The organism is Mesorhizobium sp. WSM1343 (assembly GCF_055901535.1).
Map to the genome: position 1 here is coordinate 3063531 of NZ_CM148370.1, position 24428 is coordinate 3087958.

The 24428-nt window shown below is 65.0% G+C and carries 20 protein-coding genes; 15 read left to right on the forward strand and 5 right to left on the reverse strand.

The features are described from left to right. Positions 1-379: 379 nt before the first annotated feature. Both AC0NIL_RS14805 and AC0NIL_RS14810 read right to left on the reverse strand, forming a co-directional pair. Positions 380-1621, reverse strand: coding sequence for an ATP-binding protein (locus AC0NIL_RS14805; protein WP_473572152.1), 1242 nt, complete (start codon positions 1619-1621; stop codon positions 380-382). Then, positions 1618-2346, reverse strand: a complete 729-nt coding sequence (locus tag AC0NIL_RS14810; RefSeq protein WP_275952617.1) for a response regulator — start codon at positions 2344-2346, stop codon at positions 1618-1620. Before AC0NIL_RS14810 ends, AC0NIL_RS14805 begins: the two co-directional genes overlap by 4 nt. A gap of 239 nt (positions 2347-2585) precedes the next feature. Here AC0NIL_RS14810 and AC0NIL_RS14815 point away from each other — a divergent pair, with 239 nt between their 5' ends. The 15 genes from AC0NIL_RS14815 to AC0NIL_RS14885 all read left to right on the forward strand — a co-directional run bounded on the left by AC0NIL_RS14815 (position 2586) and on the right by AC0NIL_RS14885 (position 20413). Then, entirely contained in the window at positions 2586-3266 is a 681-nt protein-coding gene (locus AC0NIL_RS14815) for a hypothetical protein (protein ID WP_275952618.1), read from the forward strand. Positions 3267-3426: 160 nt separating this feature from the next. Next, positions 3427-3633, forward strand: coding sequence for a hypothetical protein (locus tag AC0NIL_RS14820; protein ID WP_275952619.1), 207 nt, complete (start codon positions 3427-3429; stop codon positions 3631-3633). Between the two features lie 245 nt (positions 3634-3878). Continuing rightward, positions 3879-5150 (forward strand): efflux RND transporter periplasmic adaptor subunit, encoded by a 1272-nt coding sequence (locus AC0NIL_RS14825; RefSeq protein WP_275952620.1) that lies wholly within the window; start codon positions 3879-3881, stop codon positions 5148-5150. Between the two features lie 3 nt (positions 5151-5153). After that, positions 5154-8297 carry an efflux RND transporter permease subunit gene (locus AC0NIL_RS14830; protein WP_275952621.1) on the forward strand — a complete coding sequence of 1048 codons (3144 nt, stop codon included), beginning with the start codon at positions 5154-5156 and terminating at the stop codon, positions 8295-8297. A 12-nt stretch (positions 8298-8309) separates the two neighbouring features. Further along, positions 8310-9800 carry an efflux transporter outer membrane subunit gene (locus tag AC0NIL_RS14835; protein WP_275952622.1) on the forward strand — a complete coding sequence of 497 codons (1491 nt, stop codon included), beginning with the start codon at positions 8310-8312 and terminating at the stop codon, positions 9798-9800. Between the two features lie 143 nt (positions 9801-9943). Continuing rightward, positions 9944-11029, forward strand: coding sequence for a sensor histidine kinase (locus AC0NIL_RS14840; protein ID WP_275952623.1), 1086 nt, complete (start codon positions 9944-9946; stop codon positions 11027-11029). Between the two features lie 226 nt (positions 11030-11255). After that, positions 11256-12386, forward strand: a complete 1131-nt coding sequence (locus AC0NIL_RS14845; protein WP_275952624.1) for an ROK family transcriptional regulator — start codon at positions 11256-11258, stop codon at positions 12384-12386. Continuing rightward, positions 12383-13186 carry an ABC transporter permease gene (locus tag AC0NIL_RS14850; RefSeq protein WP_275952625.1) on the forward strand — a complete coding sequence of 268 codons (804 nt, stop codon included), beginning with the start codon at positions 12383-12385 and terminating at the stop codon, positions 13184-13186. Before AC0NIL_RS14845 ends, AC0NIL_RS14850 begins: the two co-directional genes overlap by 4 nt. 11 nt (positions 13187-13197) lie before the next feature. Then, positions 13198-13956 carry an ABC transporter ATP-binding protein gene (locus tag AC0NIL_RS14855; RefSeq protein WP_032898659.1) on the forward strand — a complete coding sequence of 253 codons (759 nt, stop codon included), beginning with the start codon at positions 13198-13200 and terminating at the stop codon, positions 13954-13956. Positions 13957-13983: 27 nt separating this feature from the next. Continuing rightward, on the forward strand, positions 13984-14952 hold the full coding sequence (locus tag AC0NIL_RS14860; RefSeq protein WP_473572446.1) for an aliphatic sulfonate ABC transporter substrate-binding protein: 969 nt from the start codon (positions 13984-13986) through the stop codon (positions 14950-14952). 91 nt (positions 14953-15043) lie between these two features. Beyond that, positions 15044-16540, forward strand: coding sequence for a sulfatase (locus tag AC0NIL_RS14865; RefSeq protein WP_275952627.1), 1497 nt, complete (start codon positions 15044-15046; stop codon positions 16538-16540). Positions 16541-16666: 126 nt separating this feature from the next. After that, the gene (locus AC0NIL_RS14870) at positions 16667-17548 is read left to right on the forward strand and encodes an EamA family transporter (protein ID WP_275952628.1); all 882 of its coding nucleotides are present in this window, start codon (positions 16667-16669) and stop codon (positions 17546-17548) included. A gap of 205 nt (positions 17549-17753) precedes the next feature. Next, positions 17754-18713 (forward strand): AraC family transcriptional regulator, encoded by a 960-nt coding sequence (locus AC0NIL_RS14875; protein WP_024501671.1) that lies wholly within the window; start codon positions 17754-17756, stop codon positions 18711-18713. Positions 18714-18929: 216 nt separating this feature from the next. Next, complete coding sequence (locus AC0NIL_RS14880) at positions 18930-19625, forward strand: outer membrane protein (RefSeq protein WP_275952629.1); 696 nt, start codon at positions 18930-18932, stop codon at positions 19623-19625. 71 nt (positions 19626-19696) lie between these two features. Next, the gene (locus AC0NIL_RS14885) at positions 19697-20413 is read left to right on the forward strand and encodes an outer membrane protein (RefSeq protein ID WP_224674522.1); all 717 of its coding nucleotides are present in this window, start codon (positions 19697-19699) and stop codon (positions 20411-20413) included. Positions 20414-20482: 69 nt separating this feature from the next. On the opposite strand, the gene AC0NIL_RS14890 is transcribed toward AC0NIL_RS14885, so the two are convergent. The 3 genes from AC0NIL_RS14890 to AC0NIL_RS14900 are packed head-to-tail and all read right to left on the reverse strand — an operon-like array spanning position 20483 to position 24236. After that, entirely contained in the window at positions 20483-22780 is a 2298-nt protein-coding gene (locus AC0NIL_RS14890; protein WP_473572149.1) for a xanthine dehydrogenase family protein molybdopterin-binding subunit, read from the reverse strand. After that, complete coding sequence (locus AC0NIL_RS14895; protein WP_275952631.1) at positions 22777-23760, reverse strand: FAD binding domain-containing protein; 984 nt, start codon at positions 23758-23760, stop codon at positions 22777-22779. Before AC0NIL_RS14895 ends, AC0NIL_RS14890 begins: the two co-directional genes overlap by 4 nt. Next, the gene (locus tag AC0NIL_RS14900) at positions 23757-24236 is read right to left on the reverse strand and encodes a (2Fe-2S)-binding protein (protein WP_275952632.1); all 480 of its coding nucleotides are present in this window, start codon (positions 24234-24236) and stop codon (positions 23757-23759) included. Before AC0NIL_RS14900 ends, AC0NIL_RS14895 begins: the two co-directional genes overlap by 4 nt. Positions 24237-24428: the final 192 nt, after the last annotated feature.

Consider the following 24428-nt stretch of genomic DNA (forward strand, 5'->3'; position numbering starts at 1 on the left):
CCAGGAGATCGTTCGGCTACGGCATTGTGCGGCGCAACACAAAAAATCTACCCAGCTGAAATACTTATGTGAGCAAGCGCTAAAAAATTGAGAAAACCGAGCGTTTCTCGTCAATTCTGGCGATTTTTCTCAGAACTTAAACGCTGTGGTTTAAATTTTGCCGATGTTCCCGCCTCGGTTGATTTGCGAGCTCGTGGCTTGAGAGCCTAGTTCTTTGTTAGATCACAGGAAATTCCGTAATCTATATTTTATCTATATGGATCCGGCCCTGGCTCCGTGAAGAAATGATTTGGAACCATTAGCTTTGCGCGGTGCAGCATCGTCTCTGTTTTTCGTCGTTGCCACGCGCAACGCCCATTACTCGGCTGACCGCCAACCCTCACACCGCGTCGAACACCACCGTCTGCTCCAGCCCGCCGCCCCGGCGGTTTTCCAGTGTTACCGTGCCTCCGTAGCGCTCGATGATTTCCTTGGCGATGGCGAGGCCAAGACCAGCTCCGGGGATCGATTGCAGGCGGCCGGGGTCGACGCGGAAAAAGGGCTCGAACGCCTTGTTCAGGAGTTCCGGGGGGATGCCCGGCCCATGGTCCGATATGGTCAGCACGGCGCGATTGTCGGTCGCGGCCAGGTCGATGCGGCACGCCTTGCCATGGGTGGCGGCGTTGACGATCAGGTTGCGCAAGGCGCGGCGCAGGCCGAGCGCGCCGGCGCGCACGCAAACCTTTTCCAGGTGCCCGATCGAGACGGCATGGCCGAGCGACACCATCTCGGCTTCGATATCGCGCACCGTCTTTGCCAGGTCCACCGCTTCGACGGCGTCCTGGTTGACCTCTTCGCGCACTAGGCGGATGGCGCTGTCGGCGATGCGATCGAGTTCCTCGAGGTCGTGAAGCCATTTGTCGCGTTCGTCGTCCAGGAATTCGGCGCGCAGCCGCATGCGCGTCATCGGCGTGCGCAGATCATGGCCGGCAGCCGCGACCAGCCGCATGCGGCTTTCCATGGCGGTCCGCAGCCGCGACGAGAGCTGGTTCAGCGCATGCGCGGTGGCCTTGACCTCGGCCGAACCCACTTCCGGCACCGCCGCCAGCACGCCGTCCGATCCGATCTTGGAGACGGCGGCCTCCAGCATTTCGAGCGGTCGGATCAGCACCGAGGTGAAATAGACCGATACCGCCGTGGCGCCGGCGACGATCAGCGAGATCCAGCCGGCCAGAACCAGCCATTCTCGCCGCGGCGGCTTGAGGTGCGGCACCTCAATGATCGCCCATCGGCTGTCGGGCAGGTGCATCGATGCGATCTGGCCGGGTTCGTCCGGCTTCTCGTTGACGACCGCGGGAAAGTCGAGGCCACGGCGGTGCAGGATGTCGTTGAGCATCGCCGTTTCCGCACGAGCCACCTTGCCGCCCGCTGGATGGTCGGCGAATTGAACCCGCAGGACGTCGGGGATCGGCCCCGGCAAGAGCCGCACCACCAGTTCCATCTGTTGGGCAATCCAGGGCACGGTCAGTTCCGGCGGCGGTCCGCCACCGCGCACGCTGATGACGGCGGCCGTCGCCAGGCCGACGACGCCGACGATCGAGGCGACCAACAGCAGGATGAGACGGCGGCGCAGTGAATTCACGCGTGGCTCTCCACGGTCTCGACACGCGCCGTGAGCTGGTAGCCGCCATTGCGCACGGTCTTGAACAGCGGCCCGTCGCCGGTGTCGGAAAATTTCCGGCGCAGCCGGCTCACCAGCACATCGACGGAGCGTTCGAGCGGATCGCGTTCGCGGCCCTGCGTCAGGTCGAGAAGCTGGTCGCGCGACAAAAGCCGGCCGGGACGGTCGAGAAACACCTGCAAAAGAGCGAACTCGGCGCCGGTGAGGTCGACGGCCACGCCTCGCGCATCCGTCACCTTGCGGGTCTCCGGTTCCAGCCTGTAACTGGCAAAGCGGTAGATGCGCGCGCGCGGCGGCGCGGGCGCTTCCTCGGGCGTCGAGCGCCTGAGCACGGCGCGGATGCGGGCAATGAGCTCACGCGGGTTGAACGGCTTGCCGAGATAGTCGTCGGCGCCGAGTTCCAGGCCGATGATGCGGTCGACATCTTCCTTCAGCGCGGTCAGCAGGATGATCGGGGTGTGCGGCTTGCGGTCGCGCAAACCGCGGCAGATATCGAGCCCCGAGCCGTCCGGCAGCATCACGTCGAGCACGATCAGGTCGAATTGGCCGGAGCCAAGCCGTTGCTCGCATTCGCGCCGGTCCGCCGCCGCCGTGACGCGAAAGCCCTGGCTGTCGAGGTAACGCTGGAGAAGCGTCCTGATCTCGCGGTCGTCGTCGACGACGAGGATATGGGGTTGTGACTGCATGACCGTGCCGTTGCCGATGAATATTGGGACCCGTGATTGCAGGGGCTTGCCGCGATTATAGGAGAGCCGCGCCCGAGCGGCGTGGAAAATTGCAACCGAACGTTTCCGGCGGGCCATGGGAAACATTCGGAAACAAATTGCCCTTTTGCGGAAACCTTCGGCAACACGCCGACGCGAAGCGGACAAAGACGCTTCCTATCCTCTGAACCGTCCGAAGCATGAGAGAAAGGAACATCTTTATGCCAAGCAGACTTCTTGCGCTCGGCCTGTTTTCCGTCGCCGCAATTCACCCCGCGCTGGCGGCGCAGCCCGACCCCGGCGCCGGACCCGGTGAGCCGCCCCCTGTCATGGCCATGCAGGATGGGGCAGGCCACGGCCGGAATGGACCCGGCCCGCATGGACCGATGCGACCTGGTTCGCAGGGTTTCGGCCCGCAAGGCTTTGGCCCCCGCCGCATGGGTCCGCCGCCGGAATTCATGCTGGCCGCCCGGCTCGCCGCGCTGGAGACCCGCGTCGGCATCCGCACCGAACAACTCGACGCCTGGCGCGACTACACCAGCGCGCTGCAGGCGGTGCTTTCGCAGCCTCGGCCTGACCGCGGGCGGCCCGTTGGTGCTGAAGCGAAGGACCCCGACGCAGCAGGCCCGGGCGGCAAGCCCGATCCCTTCGCCTTCCAGGAAAAGCTGGCCGACGACGTTACCGCCCGCGCGGTTTCGGCCGGCAGACTGAAGGAGGCGATCGCTGAACTGCGCGCCAAGCTGACGCCCGAACAACTCGAACTCCTCGCTTCGGCGGAACGTCCCCATGGATCACCCCCCGGTCCCTGGGGCGGTCCGCCGAACGATGCAGCCGGCCCCAGAGGTCTGCCCAACGATGGCAGGCAGCTCCCGCCCCAGCCCGGGAACGACGAGCAACTCTGACCGACTGCACCGGCCGGCCCGGTACCCAACCCGTTCTCGGGTCGGCCGGTTCTCCGGGGATGGCGGGCGTATCTCCGCCATCCTCGTTTCGATCACGCCCAGTTCGAATCGCGCCAATTCGAACCATGCCCAATTCGAACCCTGCAATGGAAGCACGACAATGTGGGAAGCCATGATCATGCTGCGGCTGCTCGCGTCCGCCAGCCCGAGGCTCTCGTTCGGTCCTGTCGGGCGAGGCATGCCGCTGGCCCCGCCGGCCGACACGCTGAAGGGCGCGATCCGCCTGAGTTTCGCCGGCTGGCGGTTGTCGCTCCCGCTGTCGCAGCCGCTCGACAACCATGGGCATCATGACCGCAAGATCGCGTGAATTCCGGCAAGGCGCTTGGCATGTCCTCGCTGATCGGCATAATGATGTTGGTGGGCATCGCGGCCGGCTACTCGACCTTCGAGCAGCTCTGGCCGCCGAGAAGGAGCGCGACATGAGCCGCTTCGAAGCATTGCTCGTCGCCGCCCGCAGACCGGCGCGGCCCACCATCAAGATATCGGCCGGCATGCCTCGACCAAGCGGTCGATTGCCCGCGCCCGCAACTCCAGCGAAAGATCATTCAGTCCATGTCTATCCAGCCTAGCCCGTCTTTGCAGCCGGCACGCCGTCTGGCGCCCTGGGCCGCGATGTTCGCATCCGCCTTTCTGCTGGCGGCCTGCTCGCAGGAGAGCAGCGCCCCCGCAGGCATGGGCGCGCCCGGCAAACCGGAAGTCGGCGTCGTCACCCTGCATCCGCAATCGGTGGCGATCACCGCCGAACTGTCGGGACGCACGGCGGCCTCGCTGGTTGCCGAAGTGCGCCCGCAGGTGAACGGCATTATCCAGCAGCGCCTGTTCAAGGAGGGCAGCGAGGTGGCGGCTGGACAGCCGCTCTACCTCATCGATCCGGCGAGCTACAAGGCGTCCTACGACAGCGCGGTCGCCGCACAGCAGAAGGCGGAAGCGGCGGTGCCTACGGCGCAGGCCAAGTTCGACCGTTATGCCGGCCTGTTGAAGCAGAACGTTGTTTCCAAACAGGATTATGACGATGCCGCCGCCACGCTGGCGCAGGCGCAAGCCGATGTCGCCTCGGCCAAGGCCAGTGCCGAGACGGCGCGCATCAGCCTCGACCGGACCTCCATCACGGCACCGATCGCCGGGCGCATCGACAAGTCCACGCTGACGCCGGGCGCGCTGGTGACCGCGAACCAGGACACGGTGCTGACCACCATCCGTGCCCTCGATCCGATCAATGTCGACGTCACGCAGTCGAGCACCAACCTGCTCAATCTGCGGCAGGCGATCTCGGAAGGGCGGCTGAAGTTCAGCGGGCCCAATGTCAGCGTGAAGCTGAAGCTCGAGAACGGCACCATCTACACGCAGACCGGCAAGCTGGAATTCGCCGGCGCCAATGTCGACCAGACCACCGGCACCTTTGCGCTCAGGGCCGAGTTCCCCAATCCGGACCGCCTGCTTCTGCCCGGCATGTATGTGCGGGCACTGGTCGAGGAGGGCGTTGCCCAGAACAGTTTCCTGGTGCCGCAGCGTGCCGTCAGCCGCAACGCCAAGGGCGAGGCCACGGCGATGGTCATCAACGCGCAGGGCAAGGTCGAGACGCGCGTGCTCGCCGTGCGCAACAGCGTCGGCAACAACTGGCTGGTGGATTCGGGTGTCGGCGACGGCGACCGCGTCATCGTCGAGGGTATGCAGCTGGTGCGCCCCGGCGGCGATGCGACGGGCGTCGAAGTGACGATCGACGAGACGACCGGCGAGGTCAAGGACCGCGGGCAGAGCACGTCCGCCGCACCGGCCGCGTCCAATGCGGCGAAACCGGCGCCTGCCGCCGCGACCGGGAACTGAGCGATGTCACTATTCTTCATCAACCGGCCGATCTTCGCCTGGGTGATCGCCATCGTGATCATGCTGGGCGGTCTCCTGGCGCTCACCTCGCTGCCGATCTCGCAATATCCGCAGATTGCGCCGACGACAGTTAACATCAGCGCCACCTATCCGGGCGCCGACGCGCAGACGGTCGAGAACTCGGTGACCAAGGTCATCGAGCAAGGCATGACCGGTATCGACAATCTCGACTACATGACGGCGACGTCGACCTCGACCGGTTCGGCCTCGATCACGCTGACCTTCACCACAGCGGCCGATCCCGACACCGCCCAGGTGCAGACGCAAAACAAGCTGCAGCTGGTGCAATCGCAGCTGCCGCAGGTGGTGCAAAGCAACGGCATCACCGTCTCCAAATCCTCGACCGGCTTCCTGATGGTCATCGGCTTCGTCTCGACCGACGCCAAGATGAACTCGACCGATCTCGCCGACTATGTCGACGCCACCGTCAACGACACGCTGAAGCGCGTCGAAGGCGTCGGCTCGACGCAGCTGTTCGGCTCCGGCTATGCCATGCGCATCTGGCTCGATCCTGACCAGCTCGCCAAATACGCCTTGATGCCGAGCGACATTGCCTCGGCGATCGAGGCGCAGAACACGCAGGTTTCGGCCGGCCAGCTTGGCGGCCTGCCGGCGCGCAAGGGCCAGCAGCTCAATGCCACGGTGACGGCCAAGAGCCGGCTGCAGACCGCCGAACAGTTCCGCAACATCATCCTGAAGAGCCAGACCGATGGCTCTCTGGTCCGCCTCAACGATGTCGCCACCGTCGAGCTCGGCGCCGAAAGCTATACGACGCAGGCCAATTACAATGGCAAGCCGGCGGCCGGCGTCGCCGTCAATTTGGCGACCGGCGCCAACGCCATCAACACCGCCGAAGCGGTGCGTTCGACGATCGCCCGGCTGAGCTCGACCTTCCCGCAAGGGGTCGAGGTCGTCTATCCCTACGACACCTCGCCTTTCGTGCGGCTGTCGATCGAGGAGGTGGTCAAGACGCTGGCCGAAGCGATCGTGCTGGTGTTCCTGGTGATGTTCATCTTCCTGCAGAATTTGCGCGCCACCATCATCCCGACGATCGCGGTGCCAGTGGTGCTGCTCGGCACGTTCGGCGTGCTGTCGCTGTTCGGCTATTCCGTCAACACACTGACCATGTTCGCCATGGTGCTGGCCATCGGCCTCTTGGTCGACGACGCCATCGTCGTCGTCGAGAATGTCGAACGCGTGATGCAGGAGGAAGGCCTGTCGCCGAAGGAGGCGACGCGCAAGTCGATGCACGAAATCACCGGCGCGCTGATCGGCATCGCCACGGTGCTTTCGGCCGTGTTCGTGCCGATGGCTTTCTTCGGCGGTTCGACCGGCATCATCTACCGGCAATTCTCGGTGACCATCGTCTCGGCGATGGTGCTGTCCGTGCTGGTCGCCCTTGTGCTGACGCCCGCACTTTGCGCCACCATCCTGCGGCCGCCCAAGGACCATGCGACGCAGACCGGCCCGTTCGGCTGGTTCAACCGTGTCTTCGATCGCGGCACGCTTGCCTACCGCGACGGCTCGCACGGCATCATCAACCGATCCTGGCGCTTCCTCGTCGTGTTCCTGGCCATCGTCGTTGCCGTGGGCTGGATGTTTGCCCGGCTGCCGAGCTCGTTCCTGCCGGAAGAGGACCAGGGCATCCTGATCACCAGCGTGCAGCTGCCGGTCGGCGCGACGCAGGATCGCACGGAGCGCGTGCTGGCAGAAGTGACCGACCATTATCTCAACCAGGAGAAGGACGTCGTCGACGGGGTGTTCACCGCCTCCGGCTTCGGCTTCGGCGGCGCAGGGCAGAATGTCGGCATCGCTTTCGTGCGGCTGAAGGATTTCGACCTGCGCAAATCGCCGGCTTCCGCCGCGCAGGCCATCGCCGGCCGGGCGATGGGCGCGTTTTCGAAGATCAGGGACGCGCAGGTCTTCGCGCTCGCGCCTCCCGCCATCCAGGGCTTCGGCAACACCAACGGCTTCGACTTCTACCTGCAGGACGTCAACGGCGCCGGCCATGACGCGCTGATCCAGACGCGCAACCAGCTTCTGGCCCTGGCCGGGCAGAGCAAGGTGCTCGCCAACACAAGGCCCAACGGCCAGGAAGACCAGCCGCAACTCTCGGTCGACATCGACCAGGAGAAGGCCAGCGCGCTGGGCGTCAGCCTGGCCGACATCAACAACACGCTTTCGACCGCCTGGGGCAGCGATTACGTCAACGACTTCATCGATCGCGGGCGGGTGAAACCGGTCTATCTGCAGTCGGACCCGAACTTCCGCATGCAGCCGGAAGATTTGGACAAATGGCAGGTCCGCAACGCCAGCGGCGCCATGGTGCCGTTCTCGGCCTTTGCCTCCAGCCACTGGACATTCGGCTCGCCCAGGCTGGAGCGCTACAATGGTTCGGCGGCGGTCGAGATCCAGGGCGCGGCAGCCACGGGCGTCAGCTCGGGTGCCGCCATGGACGAGATCGACAAGCTCGTCGCGCAACTGCCCGCCGGCTATTCGCACGAGTGGACCGGGCTGTCGCACCAGGAGAAGCTTTCCGGCAACCAGGCGCTGTCGCTCTACGCGATTTCGGCGCTGGTCGTGTTCCTGTGCCTGGCCGCACTCTACGAGAGCTGGTCGATCCCGTTCGCGGTCATGCTGTCGGTGCCGATCGGCATCTTCGGCGCGCTGCTGGCGGCCAGCCTGTTCGGCCAGTCCAACGACGTTTATTTCAAGGTCGGCCTTTTGACCACGATCGGTCTCGCCGCCAAGAACGCCATCCTCATCGTCGAGTTCGCCATCGAGCGGCAAGCCGCCGGGATGGGGCTGGTCGAGGCGACGCTGGAGGCGGCGCGACAACGGCTGCGGCCGATCCTGATGACGTCGCTGGCCTTCATCCTGGGTGTGCTGCCGCTGGCGATCGCCAGCGGTGCGGGCTCGGGCGCGCAGAACTCGGTCGGCATCGGCGTGATGGGCGGCATGATCGCGGCGACGGTGATCGGCGTCTTCCTGGTGCCGCTATTGTTCGTCACGGTGCGGCGCATCTTCAAGGGCAGGGCGGCCAAACCAGATACGGGCGAGACGCCGGTGACGGCCACCCAGCAATAAGGAAAACTTCACATGACAGGTTTGGAACGTGGCTCGGTGGCCGCGAGGCGGCTTCTTGCGCCTATGCTCACCGCTGTCCTGCTCGCGGGATGCGTCGTCGGTCCGGATTATCAGACACCGATACTGGCAATGCCGGCGAATTGGAGCGGCCAGAAGCCGACAAAGCCTGCCCAGCCGGCACGACTGTCAAAATGGTGGCAGCGGCTACGCGATCCCGAGCTGAACACGCTTGTCGAGGAAGCGGTTGCCGGCAATCTCGATGTCGCCACCGCCAAGGCAAAAATCCGCGAGGCGCGCGCCAGCTATCGCCAGAGTGCCGGCACATTGCTGCCTTCGGCCGACGGCTCCGGCTCGGCCTCCCGCAACAAGTCGGCCGAGACCACATCAGGCTCTGACGCCACCTACAGCGAGTACCAGGCCGGCTTCGATGCAAGCTGGGAGCTCGACCTGTTCGGCGCCAACCGGAGGGGCGTAGAGGCCGCGCGCTACGGGCTGAACGCCTCGCAGGAGGAACTGCGCTCGACGCTTCTCACCCTGGTCGGCGATGTCGCTTCCTATTATACCCAGGCGCGCGGCTACCAGGCCCGCATCGCGCTCGCCCGTCGTTCGGCCGCGTCGCAAAGACAGACCGCCGAACTTACCCGCACCATGGCGCAGGCGGGCACGGCGACCGCCGCCGATGTCGCCAAGGCAATGGGTCAGGCAGCGAGCACCGAAGCCGCCGTTCCGACGCTGGAGGCAAGTTATGCGCAGGCCGTGCATCGTCTCGCGGTGTTGGCCGGCCGGCCGCCTGCCTCGCTCAACGAGCGGCTGAAGCGGGTCGCGCCCATTCCTGCACCGCGCCTGCCGATGCCCACCGGAATTCCCGCCGACCTCCTGCTGTCGCGGCCCGATTTGCGCATGGCGGAGCGCCAATATGCGCAATATACCGCCAAGATCGGCCAGGCCGAAGCCGCCCGCTATCCCTCGGTCAGCCTGACGGGAGACATCAGCACGGCGGCGCTGAAGCTTGGCGATCTCGGCAAGAATTCGTCGATCGGCTGGTCGTTCGGGCCGACGCTGAGTGTGCCGCTGTTCAATGCCGGCCAATTGCAGGCGGCCGTCGAGGTCGCCAAGGCGCAACGCGATCAGTATTTCATCGCTTACCGGTCTTCGGTGCTGACGGCGCTCGAGGATGTCGAGAACGCGCTGGTGCTGTTGTCGCAGGAGCGCATCCGGATCGGCAAGCTCGCCTCGTCCGCGAAGTCCTATGGCGAGGCGGCAAGTCTCGAAGGCACTCTCTACAAGGCCGGCGAGACAAGCCTCCTCGACGTGCTCGACGCCCAGCGCTCGCTCTATTCGGCCGAGGACTCGCTGCTGCAAAGCCGCGTCCTGCTGGCGACCAACTACATCGCCCTCAACAAGGCGCTCGGCGGCGGCTGGGATGGCGCGGTCGACAGCGCCAAGCCGGAGATCGTCGACGTCAAGACCGGTCCACGGCTGGCGTCGAAGCCGGCCTCCTGAGGCACTCTCAGGCAGCGGCGTCAATTCGGCAGACACGCCGCCATCGCCGATGCGGGGCGTGAAAATGCGGACTCCATGTTTGGCGATGGCGGGGTGATCGCATCGCTGTTATTGATGGTGCCCACACAGCACAGGCGCCGCAGATGACATCCGATACACAGAAGGCCGAAGCGGTCGGGCAGTTGCTCGAAACGCCGGACCTTGCCAGCGCGCTCGAAAGCGAACAGTTCAAGAAGTTCCTCGACCAGGTACCGATCGCCATTGCCGTCTCGGACCTGGGTTCGAAGGAGCGTGTCATCTATGCCAATCCGGAATTCGAGAAACTGTCCGGCCTCAAGGCGGCGACGCTCGCCCGGCAACACTGGGCGGCGCTTTCCGGCACCGGCCTGCACAAACAGAAGGACCGGCCGCTGTTCGAGGCCGTGGTCGAGGACACCGATTTCATCGGCACGTTCCGGCTGGAGCGGAAGGAAGGCCAACCGACTATCGTCGACGTCTATTCCAACGTCATCGAGGACGACAATGGCAAGGCCTGCTTCCGGCTGGTGGCGCTGGTCGACGTTTCGGCCCATGGCGAAACCGAAGATGCGCGATCGATCGACGAGCGCATCCGTGAGAAGGACACGCTGCTGCGCGAACTGCAGCACCGGGTGAAGAACAATCTGCAGATGATCACCGCGCTGATCCGGATGGAGACGCGCAACGCGGCCGAACCGGACCAGAAGCGTTTCGAGAGGCTGGCGGGGCGCGTCGATGCGCTGGCGATCCTCTACCAGACGCTGTCGGGGGACGATGGCAAGGATGAGGTCGATCTTGGTGTCTATCTCAGCCAGATCGCGTCGGCGGTCATGAACTCGCATGCGGTCGAGGGCATCCGCCTCGACATGAAGGTCGACACCTATCCGGTGTCGATCAATGTCGCCATGCCGACCGGGCTGGTGGTGAACGAACTTTTGACCAATGCGCTCAAGCATGCCTTCCAGGGGCGCGACGGCGGTACGATCACGCTGCACAGCATCGTCGACGGCGATGGCTGCCGCATCGTGGTCGCCGATGACGGCATTGGCCTGCCGGACGGCGAGAGCTGGCCCAAGCGCGGCAAACTCGGCGCGCTGATCGCCCGCTCGCTGACCGAGAATGCCAAGGCGGAGTTCGACGTGACGTCGAGCGCCGGCGAGGGCACGCGGGTGACCATCCTGTTCAAGCGCTCGGCTGCCACCGCAGCTTAGCGCGCGCGGGAGCCAAGCGGCATAGGTGGCCGTCTCCGCTTGGCTGATCTTCGACCTACTCATGCCGGCCTTGCCTTCCCCGCTATCTCCCTTCGCGTCAATGCCCCTACTCCAGCGGCAGGGTAGGGTGAAACCCAGGTGCATCGATGCCAGTCGCAAGCCGCGCTTTGCCGTGCTTGACAGGCTTAATTAATTTATTAACATTAGAAAATAATAGGGAGGAAGAATGGGCGCGCACCACGGAGCGATCCTGCGAATCCTGCGCGACGACGGTCCGCAGTCGCGCGCCGAACTGGCGCGGCGCACCTCGCTGTCACCCACCGCCCTGACCCATCTGACGGCCCATCTCCTGCGGGAAGGCACCGTGGTCGAGCTCAACCAGGCCACTGCCGGCGATGCACCCGTCGGCCGGCCGGCGATCGGCGTCGCGCTGGTGCCCGACGCCCTGTCCGTGGTTGGCGTGCACATTGGCGCGGGAACGATCGACGCGACCATCACCGACCTCAGGGCCGCCCCGAAAGCCATGGCCTCGCAGCATTTCGACACCGCCACCAGCGAACCCGCCGCGGTGATCGGCATGGTGGTGCGGATCGTCGAGCAATTGATCAAGAAGACCGGCGTCGACCGTTCGCGCCTGATCGGCCTGGGGCTCGGCGTGCCGGGACCGGTGGACACCAAGCGCCGCCGCAACCTGCAGTCGGTCAATTACGACTGGAAGGACGTGCCGTTCGCCGACGAGCTCGAAACGGCGCTGCGCATGCCGGTGGTGGTCGAGCACAATGTCAGCGCGATGGCGCTGGCGGAATCGCGCTACGGCATCGGGCGCGACACGACCGCGCTGCTCTACATCTATCTGCGCACCGGCCTCGGCGCCGGCCTGGTGATCAACGGCATGCCGTTCCGTCCCGGCGGCTACGGGGCCGTCGAGCTCGGCCATGTCCAGGTGGTCGAGGATGGCGAGCGTTGCGCCTGCGGCAATGTGGGCTGCCTGGAGACATTCCTGTCCGAACGCGCGCTGGCCCGCGCCGCCCATATCGACACGCCTCATCCCAGGCGCCTGCTGGCCGCGGTGGAGAAATATCCCGACGTCTGGAACGCGGCGCTCCGGCATCTGACGACGGCCATAGCGACGGCGACCAATTTGCTCAATCCCGATCTGATCGTCTTTGGCGGTCACCTGGCCGAAGCCCCGGAAAGCTTCATCGATCATATAAGGCGGGGCGTTCCGCCACGCGTCCTGCCGCCGATGCGCGACGTGCTGCGGGTCGAGCGGTCGAGCCTCGGTCCTGGTGCCGGCGCCATCGGTGCTGCTGCGGCGGCGCTCGACCATTTTTTCTATTCGGGAGTGTCGCGATGAGCGAAGCGTCGAAGACGACACGCTCCGGCGGCGGCTCGAACGAGGATCGGGGTATCGACTATCGCGGTCTCGCGCTCAATCTCTGCGGTCTCGTCGCCGGCATCGCCATCTGGTGGGTGTTGACGGCGGGCGGCGCGGTGGGCCTGCCGCCACCGCCACAGGTTGCGTCCAGGTTTATCGATCTGATCGCAAACGGGCAGCTCGTCACCGACATCACGTCGAGCCTTGCTCGGGTGATGACCGGCTTTCTCCTCGGCGTCATCCTGGCGATCCCGGTCGGCTTCGTCATGGGCTGGTACAAGGTCGCGCGCTCGCTTATCGAGCCGTATCTGCAGTTCTTCCGCATGATCCCACCGCTGGCCATCATTCCGCTGGCGATCGTAACGATGGGCATCGACGAGACGCCAAAGGTCTTCGTCATCTTCCTGGCCTCCTTCCTGGCCAGCGTCGTCGCCACCTATCAGGGCGTCATCAGCGTCGACAAGACGATGATCAACGCCGCGCGCGTGCTCGGCGCCAAGGACATGACCATCTTCCTGCGCGTCATCATTCCCGCATCGACGCCGTTCATCCTGGTCGGCGTGCGCATCGGCCTCGGCTCGGCCTGGGCGACGCTGGTGGCCGCCGAACTGATCGCCGCGCAGACCGGCCTCGGTTTCCGCATGCAGCAGGCGCAACTCTACTACGACCTGCCGACCATCTTCGTCAGCCTGATCACCATCGGCCTTCTCGGCCTTGCCATGGATCGCATCCTTTTGGTGATCGAGCGCCGGCTGACCGTCTGGCAGGAGCGCGTGTGATGCCGCCCAGGATCGCCCCAAAGATCGTCTTCGACAAGGTCACGCGCCGGTTCGACCTCAAGGACAATGCCTTCGTCGCGCTTGACCGGCTGTCGCTCGACATCGCCGACGGCGAGTTCGTCACCGTCGTCGGTCCGTCCGGCTGCGGTAAGTCGACCGCGCTCAACATCGCGGCCGGCCTGCTGAAGCCGAGCGAGGGCACCGTGCTGGTCGATGGCAAGGCGGTCGAGGGGCCGGGTCCGGAGCGCGGCATGATCTTCCAGCAATACGCGCTGTTTCCCTGGCTCACCGTACGCCAGAACGTCGAGTTCGGGCTGCGCATCAAGGGCGAGGAAGCTTCGCGCCGCCGGCAGATCGCCGAGCGTTTCATCGATCTCGTCGGCCTTGGCGACTTCGCCGACGCGCTGCCGAAGACGCTTTCGGGCGGCATGAAGCAGCGTTGCGCGATCGCCCGGGCCTATGCGGTCGATCCCTCGATCCTTTTGATGGACGAGCCCTTCGGGGCGCTCGACGCACTGACCCGCGTGCAGCTCCAGGACCAGTTGCTCGACACCTGGAGCCGGGAGCGGCGCACCGTGATGTTCATCACCCACGATGTCGACGAGGCGGTCTACCTCGCCAACCGCGTCATCGTCATGGCGGCGCGGCCCGGCAGGCTGAAGGAGATCATCGACGTCGGCCTGCCTTACCCAAGAACCGAGGAAATCCGGCTTTCGGCGGAGTTCATGAGCATCCGCAACCGCGTCTGGCAAGCCGTTTACCACCAGTAACAGTGACAGGAGGAGAGTATGGTGACACTGACAAGACGTAACCTCATCGCATCATCGGCGGCACTTGCCGCGTTCGCTGCCTCTGGCATCCGTGCCGGAGCGGCGGGAACGGCGGCACGCATCGGCTACAACGGCGATTTCTGGGGCGCCAGCGTTGCCGGCGTTGCGGCCGACCAGGGCTTCTATGCCAAGCACGGCGTCGATGCCAATATCAAGGTCTTCACCAACGGCCCCATCCAGGTCCAGGCGCTTGGCGCCAACAGCCTGGAATTCGGCTATCTCGGACCGGGCGCGCTGTGGCTGCCGGCGAGCGGCAAGGCCAAGATCATCGCCGTCAACGATGTCGGCTTCTCGGACCGGGTGATCGCCCAAGCCGGCATCACGTCCATCGCCGACCTCAAGGGCAAGAAGGTCGCGATCGCGGCCGGCACCTCGGGCGACATGCTGTTGCGGCTGGCGCTGCGCAAGGCCGGTATGGCGATGACCGACCTCGACATCGTGCAGATGGACCCGAGCACCATCGTGGCGGCCTTCGCCTCCAAGCAGGTCGACGCGGCCGGCATCTGGTATCCGTTCGTCGGCATCATCCAGAAGAGCGTTCCCGATCTGGTGGAGCTGGCCAAGAACGACGACTTCTATCCGCAGACCACATTTCCGAGCGTCTTCATTGCCCGCAACGATTTGGTGGAGGGCAATCCCGATCTCGTCCGCAACGTGGTGCGCGCCATCAAGGACGCGCAGGATTTTCGTGCCGCCAACCAGGACAAGGCGATCGAGATCACCTCCAAGCTGCTCGGCATTCCGGCCGACCAGTTGAAGACGGAGGCCGGCTATGGCCGCTTCATGACCTCGGCCGAACTGATCAAGCTGACCAAGGACGGCACCGTGAACGGCTGGTTCTCGACGATGAACGACCTGTTCAAGACCTTCGGCAAGCTCGAGACCTCGCTCGATCCCAAGGACTATTATCTGGGCGATCAATACATTTCGGCCTGACGGCCATCTTGAAATCGCCCCTTGCAAACCGCAAGCCCCGGCAGCGAACCGGGGCCTGTTTCCTGACAATCACAGCAGCGACGAGCCATCCATGAACGTTCTCTATATCGACATCGACAGCCTCAGGCGCGACCACCTCGGCTGCTACGGCTATCATCGCAACACCTCTCCCGTCATCGACAGCCTTGCCGGCGAGGGCATCCGCTTCGAGAACGTCTATGTGTCCGATGTGCCTTGCCATCCGTCGCGCACGGCGCTGTGGAGCGGCCGCCACGGAATGCGGACCGGCGTGGTCGGCCATGGCGGCACCGCCTGCGAGCCGTTCCGCGAAGGCGCCGAGCGAGCCTGGGCCGGCACCTTCTACGAGGAAGGCTGGATGCGGGCGCTGCGCGATCTTGGCTACCACACCACGACCATCAGCAGTTTTGGCGAACGGCATGGCTGCTGGCATTGGTATGCCGGCTTTAACGAGATCATCAATCCCGGCAAGGCCGGCATGGAGAACGCCGACGAGGTTTCGGGCCTGGCGATCGACTGGCTGAAGCGCAATGGCTCGGCAAAAAAGTGGTTCCTGCATGTCAATGTCTGGGACCCGCATACACCCTATCGCGCGCCGGACGCTTTCGGCGACCCCTTCGCCGACCAGCCGCTTCCCGACTGGATGACCAGGGCGGTGTTCGAGAAGAGCCATGCCGGCTACGGCCCGCACAGCCCGCAGGAACCCTCGGGCTTCGACGTCGAGCCGGGGGGATCGAAATACCGGCGCATGCCGTCGCCGATCAGCGACATGGACACCGTCAAGGCCTGGTTCGACGGCTACGACACCGGCGTGCTCTATGCCGATCATCATGTCGGTCTCATCGTCGAGGAGTTGAAGCGGCAAGGCCTGTTCGACGACACGATCATCGTCATCGGCGCCGATCATGGCGAAAACCTCGGCGAGCTCAACGTCTGGGGCGACCATCAGACGGCTGACGAGTTCACCTGCAACGTGCCGCTGGTCATCCGCTGGCCCGGCGCCGAGGACATGCGCGGCGTCAATGGCGGCCTTCATTATCATTTCGACTGGGCCGCCACGCTGATCGACCGGCTCGGCGGCAACGTTCCGGCGCTTTGGGACGGGCGCTCCTTTGCACCGGCGCTCGCCGCGAAGGAGGAAGGTGGCCGCGATTTCCTGGTGCTGAGCCAGGGTGCGTGGGCGGTACAGCGCGGCGTGCGGTTCCGGCTCGGCGGGGCCGACTGGCTGATGCTGCGCACCTATCATGACGGCTACAAGGATTTCGGCCCGGTCAGCCTGTTCAATCTGAGTGAGGATCCGCATGAGCAGCATGATCTCTCAGGCTCCCGAAGCGATGTGGTCGATCATGCCAGCCGGCTGCTCGAGGACTGGCGCAGCGCCATGGCCATCCGCAGCGACAGCGATGTCGACCCGCTGGTGACGGTGATCCGGGAAGGCGGGCCGTTCCATTGCCTTGGCGAGTTGCCGGCCTATCTCGAAAGACTGCGCCGGACCGGCCGCACCGATGCGGCTGCGGCCCTCGAGCAGCGCCACCCGGCACCGCCGCCACGGCGCAAATCCCTGAACTGACCGGCCGGCGGCACTTGGCCGTGCCCTAGCAGCCAGTTGCCGCTGCCTCACGACAGGCCGGCCGGTTCGCCCTATCTCCATGCCGCCGGTCGGGTTTGGACCCGGCGATATGGAGGATGGGATCACGTGACATCGACGCCGATTGCCCGTCGCGAAGCGGCGCCCTTGCCTGTCGCGGCACTGATGGGCGCCATGGTGTCGATCCAGATCGGCGCCACCTTCGCCAAAGGCCTGTTCCCGCAGATCGGCGCGCAAGGGACGACGACGCTCAGGCTGGTCATCGGTGCGGCGATGCTGATCGCGGTGCTGCGGCCCTGGCAGATGCGGCCCTCGCGTGCCACCATGCCGTGGCTGGTCGCTTATGGGGTGACGCTCGCCGCCCTCAACCTCCTGTTCTACGCAGCGCTGGCCAGGATTCCGCTCGGCATCGCGGTGGCGCTGGAGTTTACCGGCCCGCTTCTGGTGGCGACCTTGACTTCGCGGCGCGCCAGCGACTTTGCCTGGATCGCGCTGGCGGTGGCCGGCATCCTGCTGTTGTCGCCCTTCGTTCGTTCCCTCGCGCCGCTTGATCCGATCGGGGTGATGCTGGCGCTGGCGGCCGGCGGCTTCTGGGCGCTCTACATCGTGCTGGCCCAGAAGGCCGGCGCGGAGCTTGGCACCCGCACCACCGCCTACGGCATGGCCATCGCCGCCGTGCTGGTGCTGCCCTTCGGTGTCGCCCAGGCGGGATCCGCGCTGCTGGCGCCGTCGATCCTGGTCAGCGCGCTGCTCGTCGGCCTGTTTTCCAGCGCATTGCCGTTCTTCCTGGAGATGGTGGCGCTGACCCGCATGCCGGCGCGCATCTACGGCACGCTGACCTGCCTGGAGCCTGGGCTGGGTGCACTGGCCGGCTTCCTGTTCCTGCATGAAAGCCTGACCGCGACGCAACTGGCCGGGATCGCTGCCGTTGTTGTCGCCGCCTTCGGCACGGCGCTGACATCACGGCCGCCGGTTCCATCGCCGGAGTAGGGGAACGATTCGTCGGCACTGGGTATTTTCGAGTAATCCGAAATTCAGCCAGCCAGATCCGCGAAATCAGGCCAATCCTTGTCCAGGACGGCACTGAAATTGTCGCCTGGCGCACAAGTATTTCCGGCTCTGGACAGACCGTGATCTGGTCCAATACGGTGCGTGTCGAAATGAAGACGCGATTGTAGAAAAGGCCGGTCGTCCCTTGCAAAAGAACGTCTTCTCATCGGCGGATCTGCCGCCGCATCTGGATCATCGCGCACGCTTCGCGCTCTGGCAGGACATCCATGTCGCCGAGATATGGTCGGTCGAATACACGATTTCGGAAAGACTGTCGTTCGAAGCCGCGATCGAAGCCACCGCTGTCGGGTCGCTTGTGCTTGGGCAGATGGCCGGGACGATACGTCATGCCAGCCGCAAGGCGGGCAATATCGCTGCCGACGGTCGCGACGGCTATCTGCTGCTGGTCAATAATGGCGATACGGTGCTCAGCGGCACGCAGATTGGCCGCGATTATCACGTCGGCAAAGGCGAGGCCGCCCTGGTCTCGGCTTCGGAAGCGTTGCAGATGACCGGCGGCGACAGCAATGTCTGGGCCAATGTGGTGCTTCCCCGTGCCGTGCTGGAAAATGCCTTCGCCCATATAGAGGATCGGCTGGCGTTGACCGTCGGAGCCGACAATGAGGCGCTCGGCATGCTCAAGCGCTATTGCAGCTTCCTGGAAGCAGGCCCGGCCCTGGTCTCGCCCGACCTCATCGGCCACGCCACCGAAACGATCGTCGACCTGATCGGCCTGGCGACCGGTGCCAAGGGCGAAGCGGCCGAACTGGCGGGCCTGCGCGGTCTGCGCGCGGCAAGGCTGCAGGCCATACTGCAGAAGATGCGGGACAATTTCGCCGATCCCGCCATTTCGGCGCAGGGCGTTGCCGGGCAATTGCGGCTCTCCGTTCGCTATGTCCATGACCTGCTGCAGGAAACCGGGGTGAGCTTTGCCGAGCGCATTCTCGAACTGCGCTTGCAAAGGGCGCATCGGATGCTGTCCGATAGGCGCAACGACCGCATGCGGATCAGCGAGATCGCGCTGCTCAGCGGCTTCTCCGACGTGTCCTATTTCAACCGCTGCTTCCGCCGCCGCTTCGGCTCGACGCCGGGCAGCGCCAGATAGTTTCCGACAGCCACCGAATGCACGGCGCGCCGATCGACTGAGGCTGAAAAGCCACACCGACCGGGAAAGCGCCGTGGTGCTTTCCCCGACAATTCGGGTGCGGCCCAGCCCAAGACGCGGCCGGCGGACAATGCAACACCGGATTTCTCGACAACAGCTGGTCCTCCGCTGGCATCCGCGGCGGCGACCACGACAATTTTGGGGCGGCAGACAACAATGAAAATTCTTCTTCTCGCAACGGCATTGATCCTCGCGCCGGCCGGCATGGCGTGCGCCGCAGATATCAGCGAGGCTTCGCCCGTCGCCTCCTCCTACGACTGGTCCGGCCTCTATGCCGGCGCTCACTTCGGCTATGCATCCGGAAAGTCCAATCTGTTCATCGGCGGCGCTGGCCCCGGCGGCACCGACATCAACGCTCCCCTCGATCCGAGCGGTTTTGTTGGCGGCGTGCATATCGGCGTCAACCAGGAATTGGCGAACAGCTTCGTGCTCGGTGCCGAGGCTGACATTGCGTACAGCAATGTAGACGCGGTGGGCACCTTCGCCGGTGCCGGCGCGCTGTTCAAGAGCGAAGTCAAATGGTCGGGCTCGGCGCGGCTGCGGGCTGGTTATGCTTTCGATCGCACCTTGCCTTACATCACAGCAGGCGTGGCGGCTGCCAAATATGAAGTGAGCGTGATGACCACCGGCCCCGGCGGTACAATACCGGTCCATGACGAAACCCATCTTGGCTGGACGGCTGGGGCTGGCGTTGAGCACGCCTTCACCGACAGGTGGATCGCGCGGGTCGAATATCGCTACTCCGACTTCGGCAAAAAGGACGTTTCGGTACCGCTTTTTGGTCTTGGAACGGTTGCGAACTTCGATCTCAAGACTCACGATGTCAGGGTCGGGCTCAGCTACAAGTTCTGACCTAGCGTCGCTGAACAAACCCCCGCGCTTTTTTCGCGCGGGGCGAGGCAATAGTTTCGGGATAGCAAACGATGAAAACCATTCTTCTCGCCACGGCCTTCATCCTCACGCCTGTCGGTATGGCGTCCGCAGCGGACACCAGTGAAGCCTTGCCTGTCGCGGCCACCTACGACTGGTCCGGCGGCTATATTGGCGCGCATGCCGGATATGCCTGGGGGAACGCAAGGGCAGGGCAAGTCTTTGCCCCGGACAGCTTCGACAATTACGGCTGGGGCTACAGTCCGTCCGGTGGTTTCGGCGGTCTTTACGCCGGCTACAACAAGCAGTTCGACGGTGGGCTGGCTCTCGGCATCGAGGGCGACTACAGTTTCGCAAGCGTGAAGGACACGACGCTCTATCGGGCGCTCGGCATCGATGACCCGGCCTTTGGCGGCGAGCTCAAGATGGAGTCAGTTGGCTCCGTGCGCCTGCGGGCCGGCTATGCGATGGATCGCTGGCTTCCCTTTGTCACCGGCGGCCTGGCTGTGGCAAGCTACAAGCACACCACCACCGACATTCCGGGCGGTCCCTATGCCGACGTGAAGGATACCGTAACGGGCTATACGCTGGGCGCCGGCGCCGAATACGCCGTCACCGACAATTGGGTGGTTCGCGGTGAGTACCGGTTCGCCGATTTCGGCCGCCACAACTCCCTGCGTCACGCATTCGTCAACGGCGCTCCCCTCAATCCCGACGAGATTGAACTGACGACGCATGATGTCCGGATCGGCGTCGCCTATAAGTTCTGACCGTTGGAACTGCCGAACTCCTCCAAGCGGGCTCCGAGGGGGAGTTCGGCAGCTTCGGTGCCACCGCCCTTAAATCAGCTTCTCCAGCGTGATCGGCAGATCCCTGATCCTCTTTCCCGTCGCATGGAACACCGCGTTGGCAATCGCCGGCGCCACGCCGACAATGGCCAGTTCGCCAACGCCCTTGCCGCCGAGCACCGAGGAATGCAGGTCGGGGATGCCGACCGAGATCACCTCGATGTCGGGGATGTCGGCATTGGTCGGCACGAGGTAGTCGGCGAGGTTGTCATTGACGATGCGGCCGTGGCGGCGGTCGACGATGCCTTCTTCCAATAGCGCCTGGCCGATGCCCATGATGATGCCGCCCTTCCATTGGCTTTCGGCAAGTTTCGGGTTGTAGAGCCGGCCCGAATCCAGCGCCGACACCACGCGCGATACACGCACCGTGCCAAAGTCCTCGTCGACGCGCACCTCGATGAAATGCGCGCACCAGGAGTGGCGGGAATAGTCGCCCTCGGTGTGCGGCACCGACATGGCGATGGTGGTGTAGTTCTTGTAGCGATCCTCTGGCGTCGAATTGGCCGGCATGGTGTCGCCGGTGGCTTCGATGTGGTCGCGGCCGACGCTCTTGAGCAGTTCGGCGACGGAGACATCGGGGCCGTCGCCGCGCGGCGAAGCGATACGGCCATTGGCGACGACCAGCGTGTTGGCCTGCAGCGCGTGGAAGGGCGAGCGTGGATCGCTGATGGCGAGGCCCACCAACTGGTCGAGGGCCGAGGTTGCCGCTTTGTAGACCGCACCCGTCATCACGCCGGCCAGCCGCGAACCGCCGGTGACGCCGGCGCGCGGAAAGCGGGAGTCACCGAGCTTCACCACCACGTCGTCAGCTCGTACGCCGAGCGTTTCGGCGGCGGTCTGCGCCAGGATGGTGTAGGTGCCCTGGCCCATGTCAATCGAGGAGCTTTCGACCTCGACCGAACCATCGGCCAGGATGCGCACGAGCGCCTCGCCATAGGCGCGTCGCACCGGATAGGTGCCGGCGGCGACGCCCCAGCCGATCAACTGGTTGCCGTCGCGCATCGAGCGCGGTTCGGGTGTGCGCCTGGACCAGCCGAAGCGTTCGGCGCCTGCAGCAAAAGCCTCGCGCAACTGCCTGGTCGACCAAGCTTTTTTGGCATCTGGATCCTGCTCGGCATAGTTTCGGAGCCGGATCTCCAGCGGATCGATGCCGACCTCGTAGGCAAGCTCGTCGATGGCGCTTTCGATGCCGAAGGCTGAGGGGTTTTCGCCCGGCGCGCGCATGGCGCCCGGCACCACCGAATTGACCCGTACGACATTCTGCTTCGAGGAGAAATTCGGCGTTGTGTACATGATCGAGGTGACCGATCCGAGCGGCTCGACCCACATGCCGTCGATGGATGTTTCATTGACGCCGCGATGCACGATCGACTGGATCTTTCCCTGCACGTCGGCGCCGATCGTCACCGTCTGGCGCGTCGCCGCGCGGCCGCCATAGCCGGTAAAAGTCTGCGGCCGGGTCATCACCAGCCGCACCGGCCGGCCGAGCATTTTGGCCGCACAGGCGGCCACCGCGCCATGGCTGAGCGCCAGCGCCTTGGAGCCGAAGCCGCCGCCAATATAGGGCGACACCAGCCGCACGTTCTCGAACGGCACACCGAACCATTCGGCATAGGTGCGCGCCATGCCGTCCAGCCATTGGCTCGGCTCCCACACGGTGAGGTGGTCGCCCTCCCAGCGGGCGATCAGGCCATGCGGCTCCATCGGCGCCTGGTACTCGCGCGGCGTGTTGTAGGCGGCGCAGATGCGGACCGGCGCCGAGGCAAACGCACCTTGCGCGTCGCCCCACTCCTTGGTCATGGCATCGATCGCGATGCCATCGCCGGCCTTGCCGTCGCTGAGGTCGACGATGGCAGGCGTTTCCTCATAGCTGACCTTGACCAGTGCTGCCGCCGCGACCGCCCGCTCGAAGGTCTCGGCGACCACGGCGCCGACATGCTGACCCGAAAAGGTGATGTCGCGCGCGAGCGGGCAATACGGCTTGTCGGGCGGCGGCGTGCCGAACCAGTCCGCCGCGGTTTTCAGGCTGATGATGGTGTCCGGCGTCAGCACCTGCAGCACGCCGGGCGCAGCCTCGGCTGCCTTGGTGTCGATCGCGAGCACCTTGCCCGATGCAATCGTGCTTTCGACCAGCACGGCGTAGGCGAGGCCTTCGAGCTGCTGCTCGACGGCGTATTTCGCCGCACCGGTGATCTTGGCCGGGCCGTCGATGCGCGACAGCCGGCCGCCGACGGCTTCGGCAAAAGCGCCGTCGGACGCATCCCCATGCCTGATGTTGTGAACGGTCATGCCGTCTCTCCCAATTTGCGGATGGCGCGGGCGACGACGCGCGGCGCCAGTTCGACCTTGTAATGGTTGGCGCCATGGTCGACAGAGCCTTCGACGGCGAGCAGGCTGGCGGCGCGCACAGTGTCCGGCTCAAGCACCTTGCCCTTCAGCGCGTTTTCCACGGCCCGCGCACGCCACGGCTTGGTCGCGACGCCGCCAAGCGCGACGCGCAAATCGCGGATCGTTCGGCCGTCAGGTTCGAACTCAATGCCGACCGCTGCGCTCGCGGCGGCAAACTCATAGGATTGCCGGTCGCGGATCTTGAGATAAGTCGAACGCCGGGCAGGGGCCGAGCCGGGGATCTCGATCGCGGTGATCATCTCGCCCGGTTCGATCGCATGTTCCCTGTCCGGCGTGGTGCCGGGCAGCAGGAAAAAGTCGTCGACCGGGACGTGGCGCTCGCCCAGATGCACGATCGCATCGAAGGCGACCAGCGCCACGGCGAGGTCGCCCGGATACATGGCGATGCACGCGTCGCTGATGCCAAGCACCGCATGGCCACGGGTAACGCCGCCGATCGCCGAACAGCCAGAGCCGGGCTGACGCTTGTTGCAGGCTGGGAAATTCGCAGGATCGCGGAAATAAGGGCAGCGCGTGCGCTGCATCAGATTGCCGCCGATAGTCGCCATGTTGCGGATCTGCGCGGAAGCCGCCTGCCACAGGGCTTCCGATACCGCAGGAAAGCGGCTTTTGATGTCGGCATGGTCGGCGACATGGCTCATCCTGGCCAGTGCGCCGATGGTGACGCCGCGCTCGTTCACCTCGATCCTGCCCAACCCCTTGAGATGGGTGATGTCGACCAGCGTCTCGGGCTCGGCGACGCCGCATTTGGCGAGGTCGATCAGCGTGGTGCCGCCGGCCAAGAGCATGGCGCCGGGCAGGGCGGCCGCCTGGCGTGCTGCATCGAGCGAATTGGCGCGCACATACGAAAAATCCCTCATGATGCGGCCTCCAATGCTGCCTGGCGGACAGCGGCGACGATGTGCGGATAGGCGCCGCAGCGGCAGAGGTTGCCGGCCATATACTCGCGGATTTCTTCGTCGGAGCCGGCATGGCCTTCGCGGATGCAGGCGACCGCCGACATGATCTGGCCCGGCGTACAATAGCCGCACTGGAAGGCGTCCTGTTCGAGGAAGGCAGCCTGCACGGGATGCATTTCGCCCTCCCGTGCAAGCCCCTCTATGGTGGTGACGGTGCGGCCCTCGACTTGTGCGGCCAGCGTCAGGCAGGCCAGCACGCGCTCGCCGTCGACATGCACGGTGCAGGCGCCGCACTGGCCGTGGTCGCAGCCCTTCTTGGTTCCGGTCAGGCCGAGGCGATCGCGCAAGGCATCGAGCAGCGTGACGCGCGGTTCGAGTTGCAGATCGTGATCACGGCCGTTGATGTCGAGATGAACTGGGATCGTTGTTTTGGTCATGGGCGTCGGGCTCCAGTTGCTTGACGCGAAGTCGTTGATTTCATCTTTGGCAGCCGGCGGGGACCTGGCGCCGGCTGTGCGGCCCTTCGCTGCCGCTCCCCGCCTTCGGGCGTTCAGCCCCTTAGAAAGGTCCACTGGACCTTTTGGTGCGCCCGAAGGCGGACCGGGCTTTCACCGTTCGTCGTTCGGGAA

What these genes read in the sequence shown, in the direction of transcription:
- AC0NIL_RS14810 (WP_275952617.1), bottom strand. Translation starts at nt 2,346, where the DNA reads ATGCAGTCACAACCCCATATCCTCGTCGTCGACGACGACCGCGAGATC.
- AC0NIL_RS14815 (WP_275952618.1), top strand. Translation starts at nt 2,586, where the DNA reads ATGCCAAGCAGACTTCTTGCGCTCGGCCTGTTTTCCGTCGCCGCAATT.
- AC0NIL_RS14820 (WP_275952619.1), top strand. Translation starts at nt 3,427, where the DNA reads ATGTGGGAAGCCATGATCATGCTGCGGCTGCTCGCGTCCGCCAGCCCG.
- AC0NIL_RS14825 (WP_275952620.1), top strand. Translation starts at nt 3,879, where the DNA reads ATGTCTATCCAGCCTAGCCCGTCTTTGCAGCCGGCACGCCGTCTGGCG.
- AC0NIL_RS14830 (WP_275952621.1), top strand. Translation starts at nt 5,154, where the DNA reads ATGTCACTATTCTTCATCAACCGGCCGATCTTCGCCTGGGTGATCGCC.
- AC0NIL_RS14835 (WP_275952622.1), top strand. Translation starts at nt 8,310, where the DNA reads ATGACAGGTTTGGAACGTGGCTCGGTGGCCGCGAGGCGGCTTCTTGCG.
- AC0NIL_RS14840 (WP_275952623.1), top strand. Translation starts at nt 9,944, where the DNA reads ATGACATCCGATACACAGAAGGCCGAAGCGGTCGGGCAGTTGCTCGAA.
- AC0NIL_RS14845 (WP_275952624.1), top strand. Translation starts at nt 11,256, where the DNA reads ATGGGCGCGCACCACGGAGCGATCCTGCGAATCCTGCGCGACGACGGT.
- AC0NIL_RS14850 (WP_275952625.1), top strand. Translation starts at nt 12,383, where the DNA reads ATGAGCGAAGCGTCGAAGACGACACGCTCCGGCGGCGGCTCGAACGAG.
- AC0NIL_RS14865 (WP_275952627.1), top strand. Translation starts at nt 15,044, where the DNA reads ATGAACGTTCTCTATATCGACATCGACAGCCTCAGGCGCGACCACCTC.
- AC0NIL_RS14880 (WP_275952629.1), top strand. Translation starts at nt 18,930, where the DNA reads ATGAAAATTCTTCTTCTCGCAACGGCATTGATCCTCGCGCCGGCCGGC.
- AC0NIL_RS14885 (WP_224674522.1), top strand. Translation starts at nt 19,697, where the DNA reads ATGAAAACCATTCTTCTCGCCACGGCCTTCATCCTCACGCCTGTCGGT.
- AC0NIL_RS14890 (WP_473572149.1), bottom strand. Translation starts at nt 22,780, where the DNA reads ATGACCGTTCACAACATCAGGCATGGGGATGCGTCCGACGGCGCTTTT.
- AC0NIL_RS14895 (WP_275952631.1), bottom strand. Translation starts at nt 23,760, where the DNA reads ATGAGGGATTTTTCGTATGTGCGCGCCAATTCGCTCGATGCAGCACGC.
- AC0NIL_RS14900 (WP_275952632.1), bottom strand. Translation starts at nt 24,236, where the DNA reads ATGACCAAAACAACGATCCCAGTTCATCTCGACATCAACGGCCGTGAT.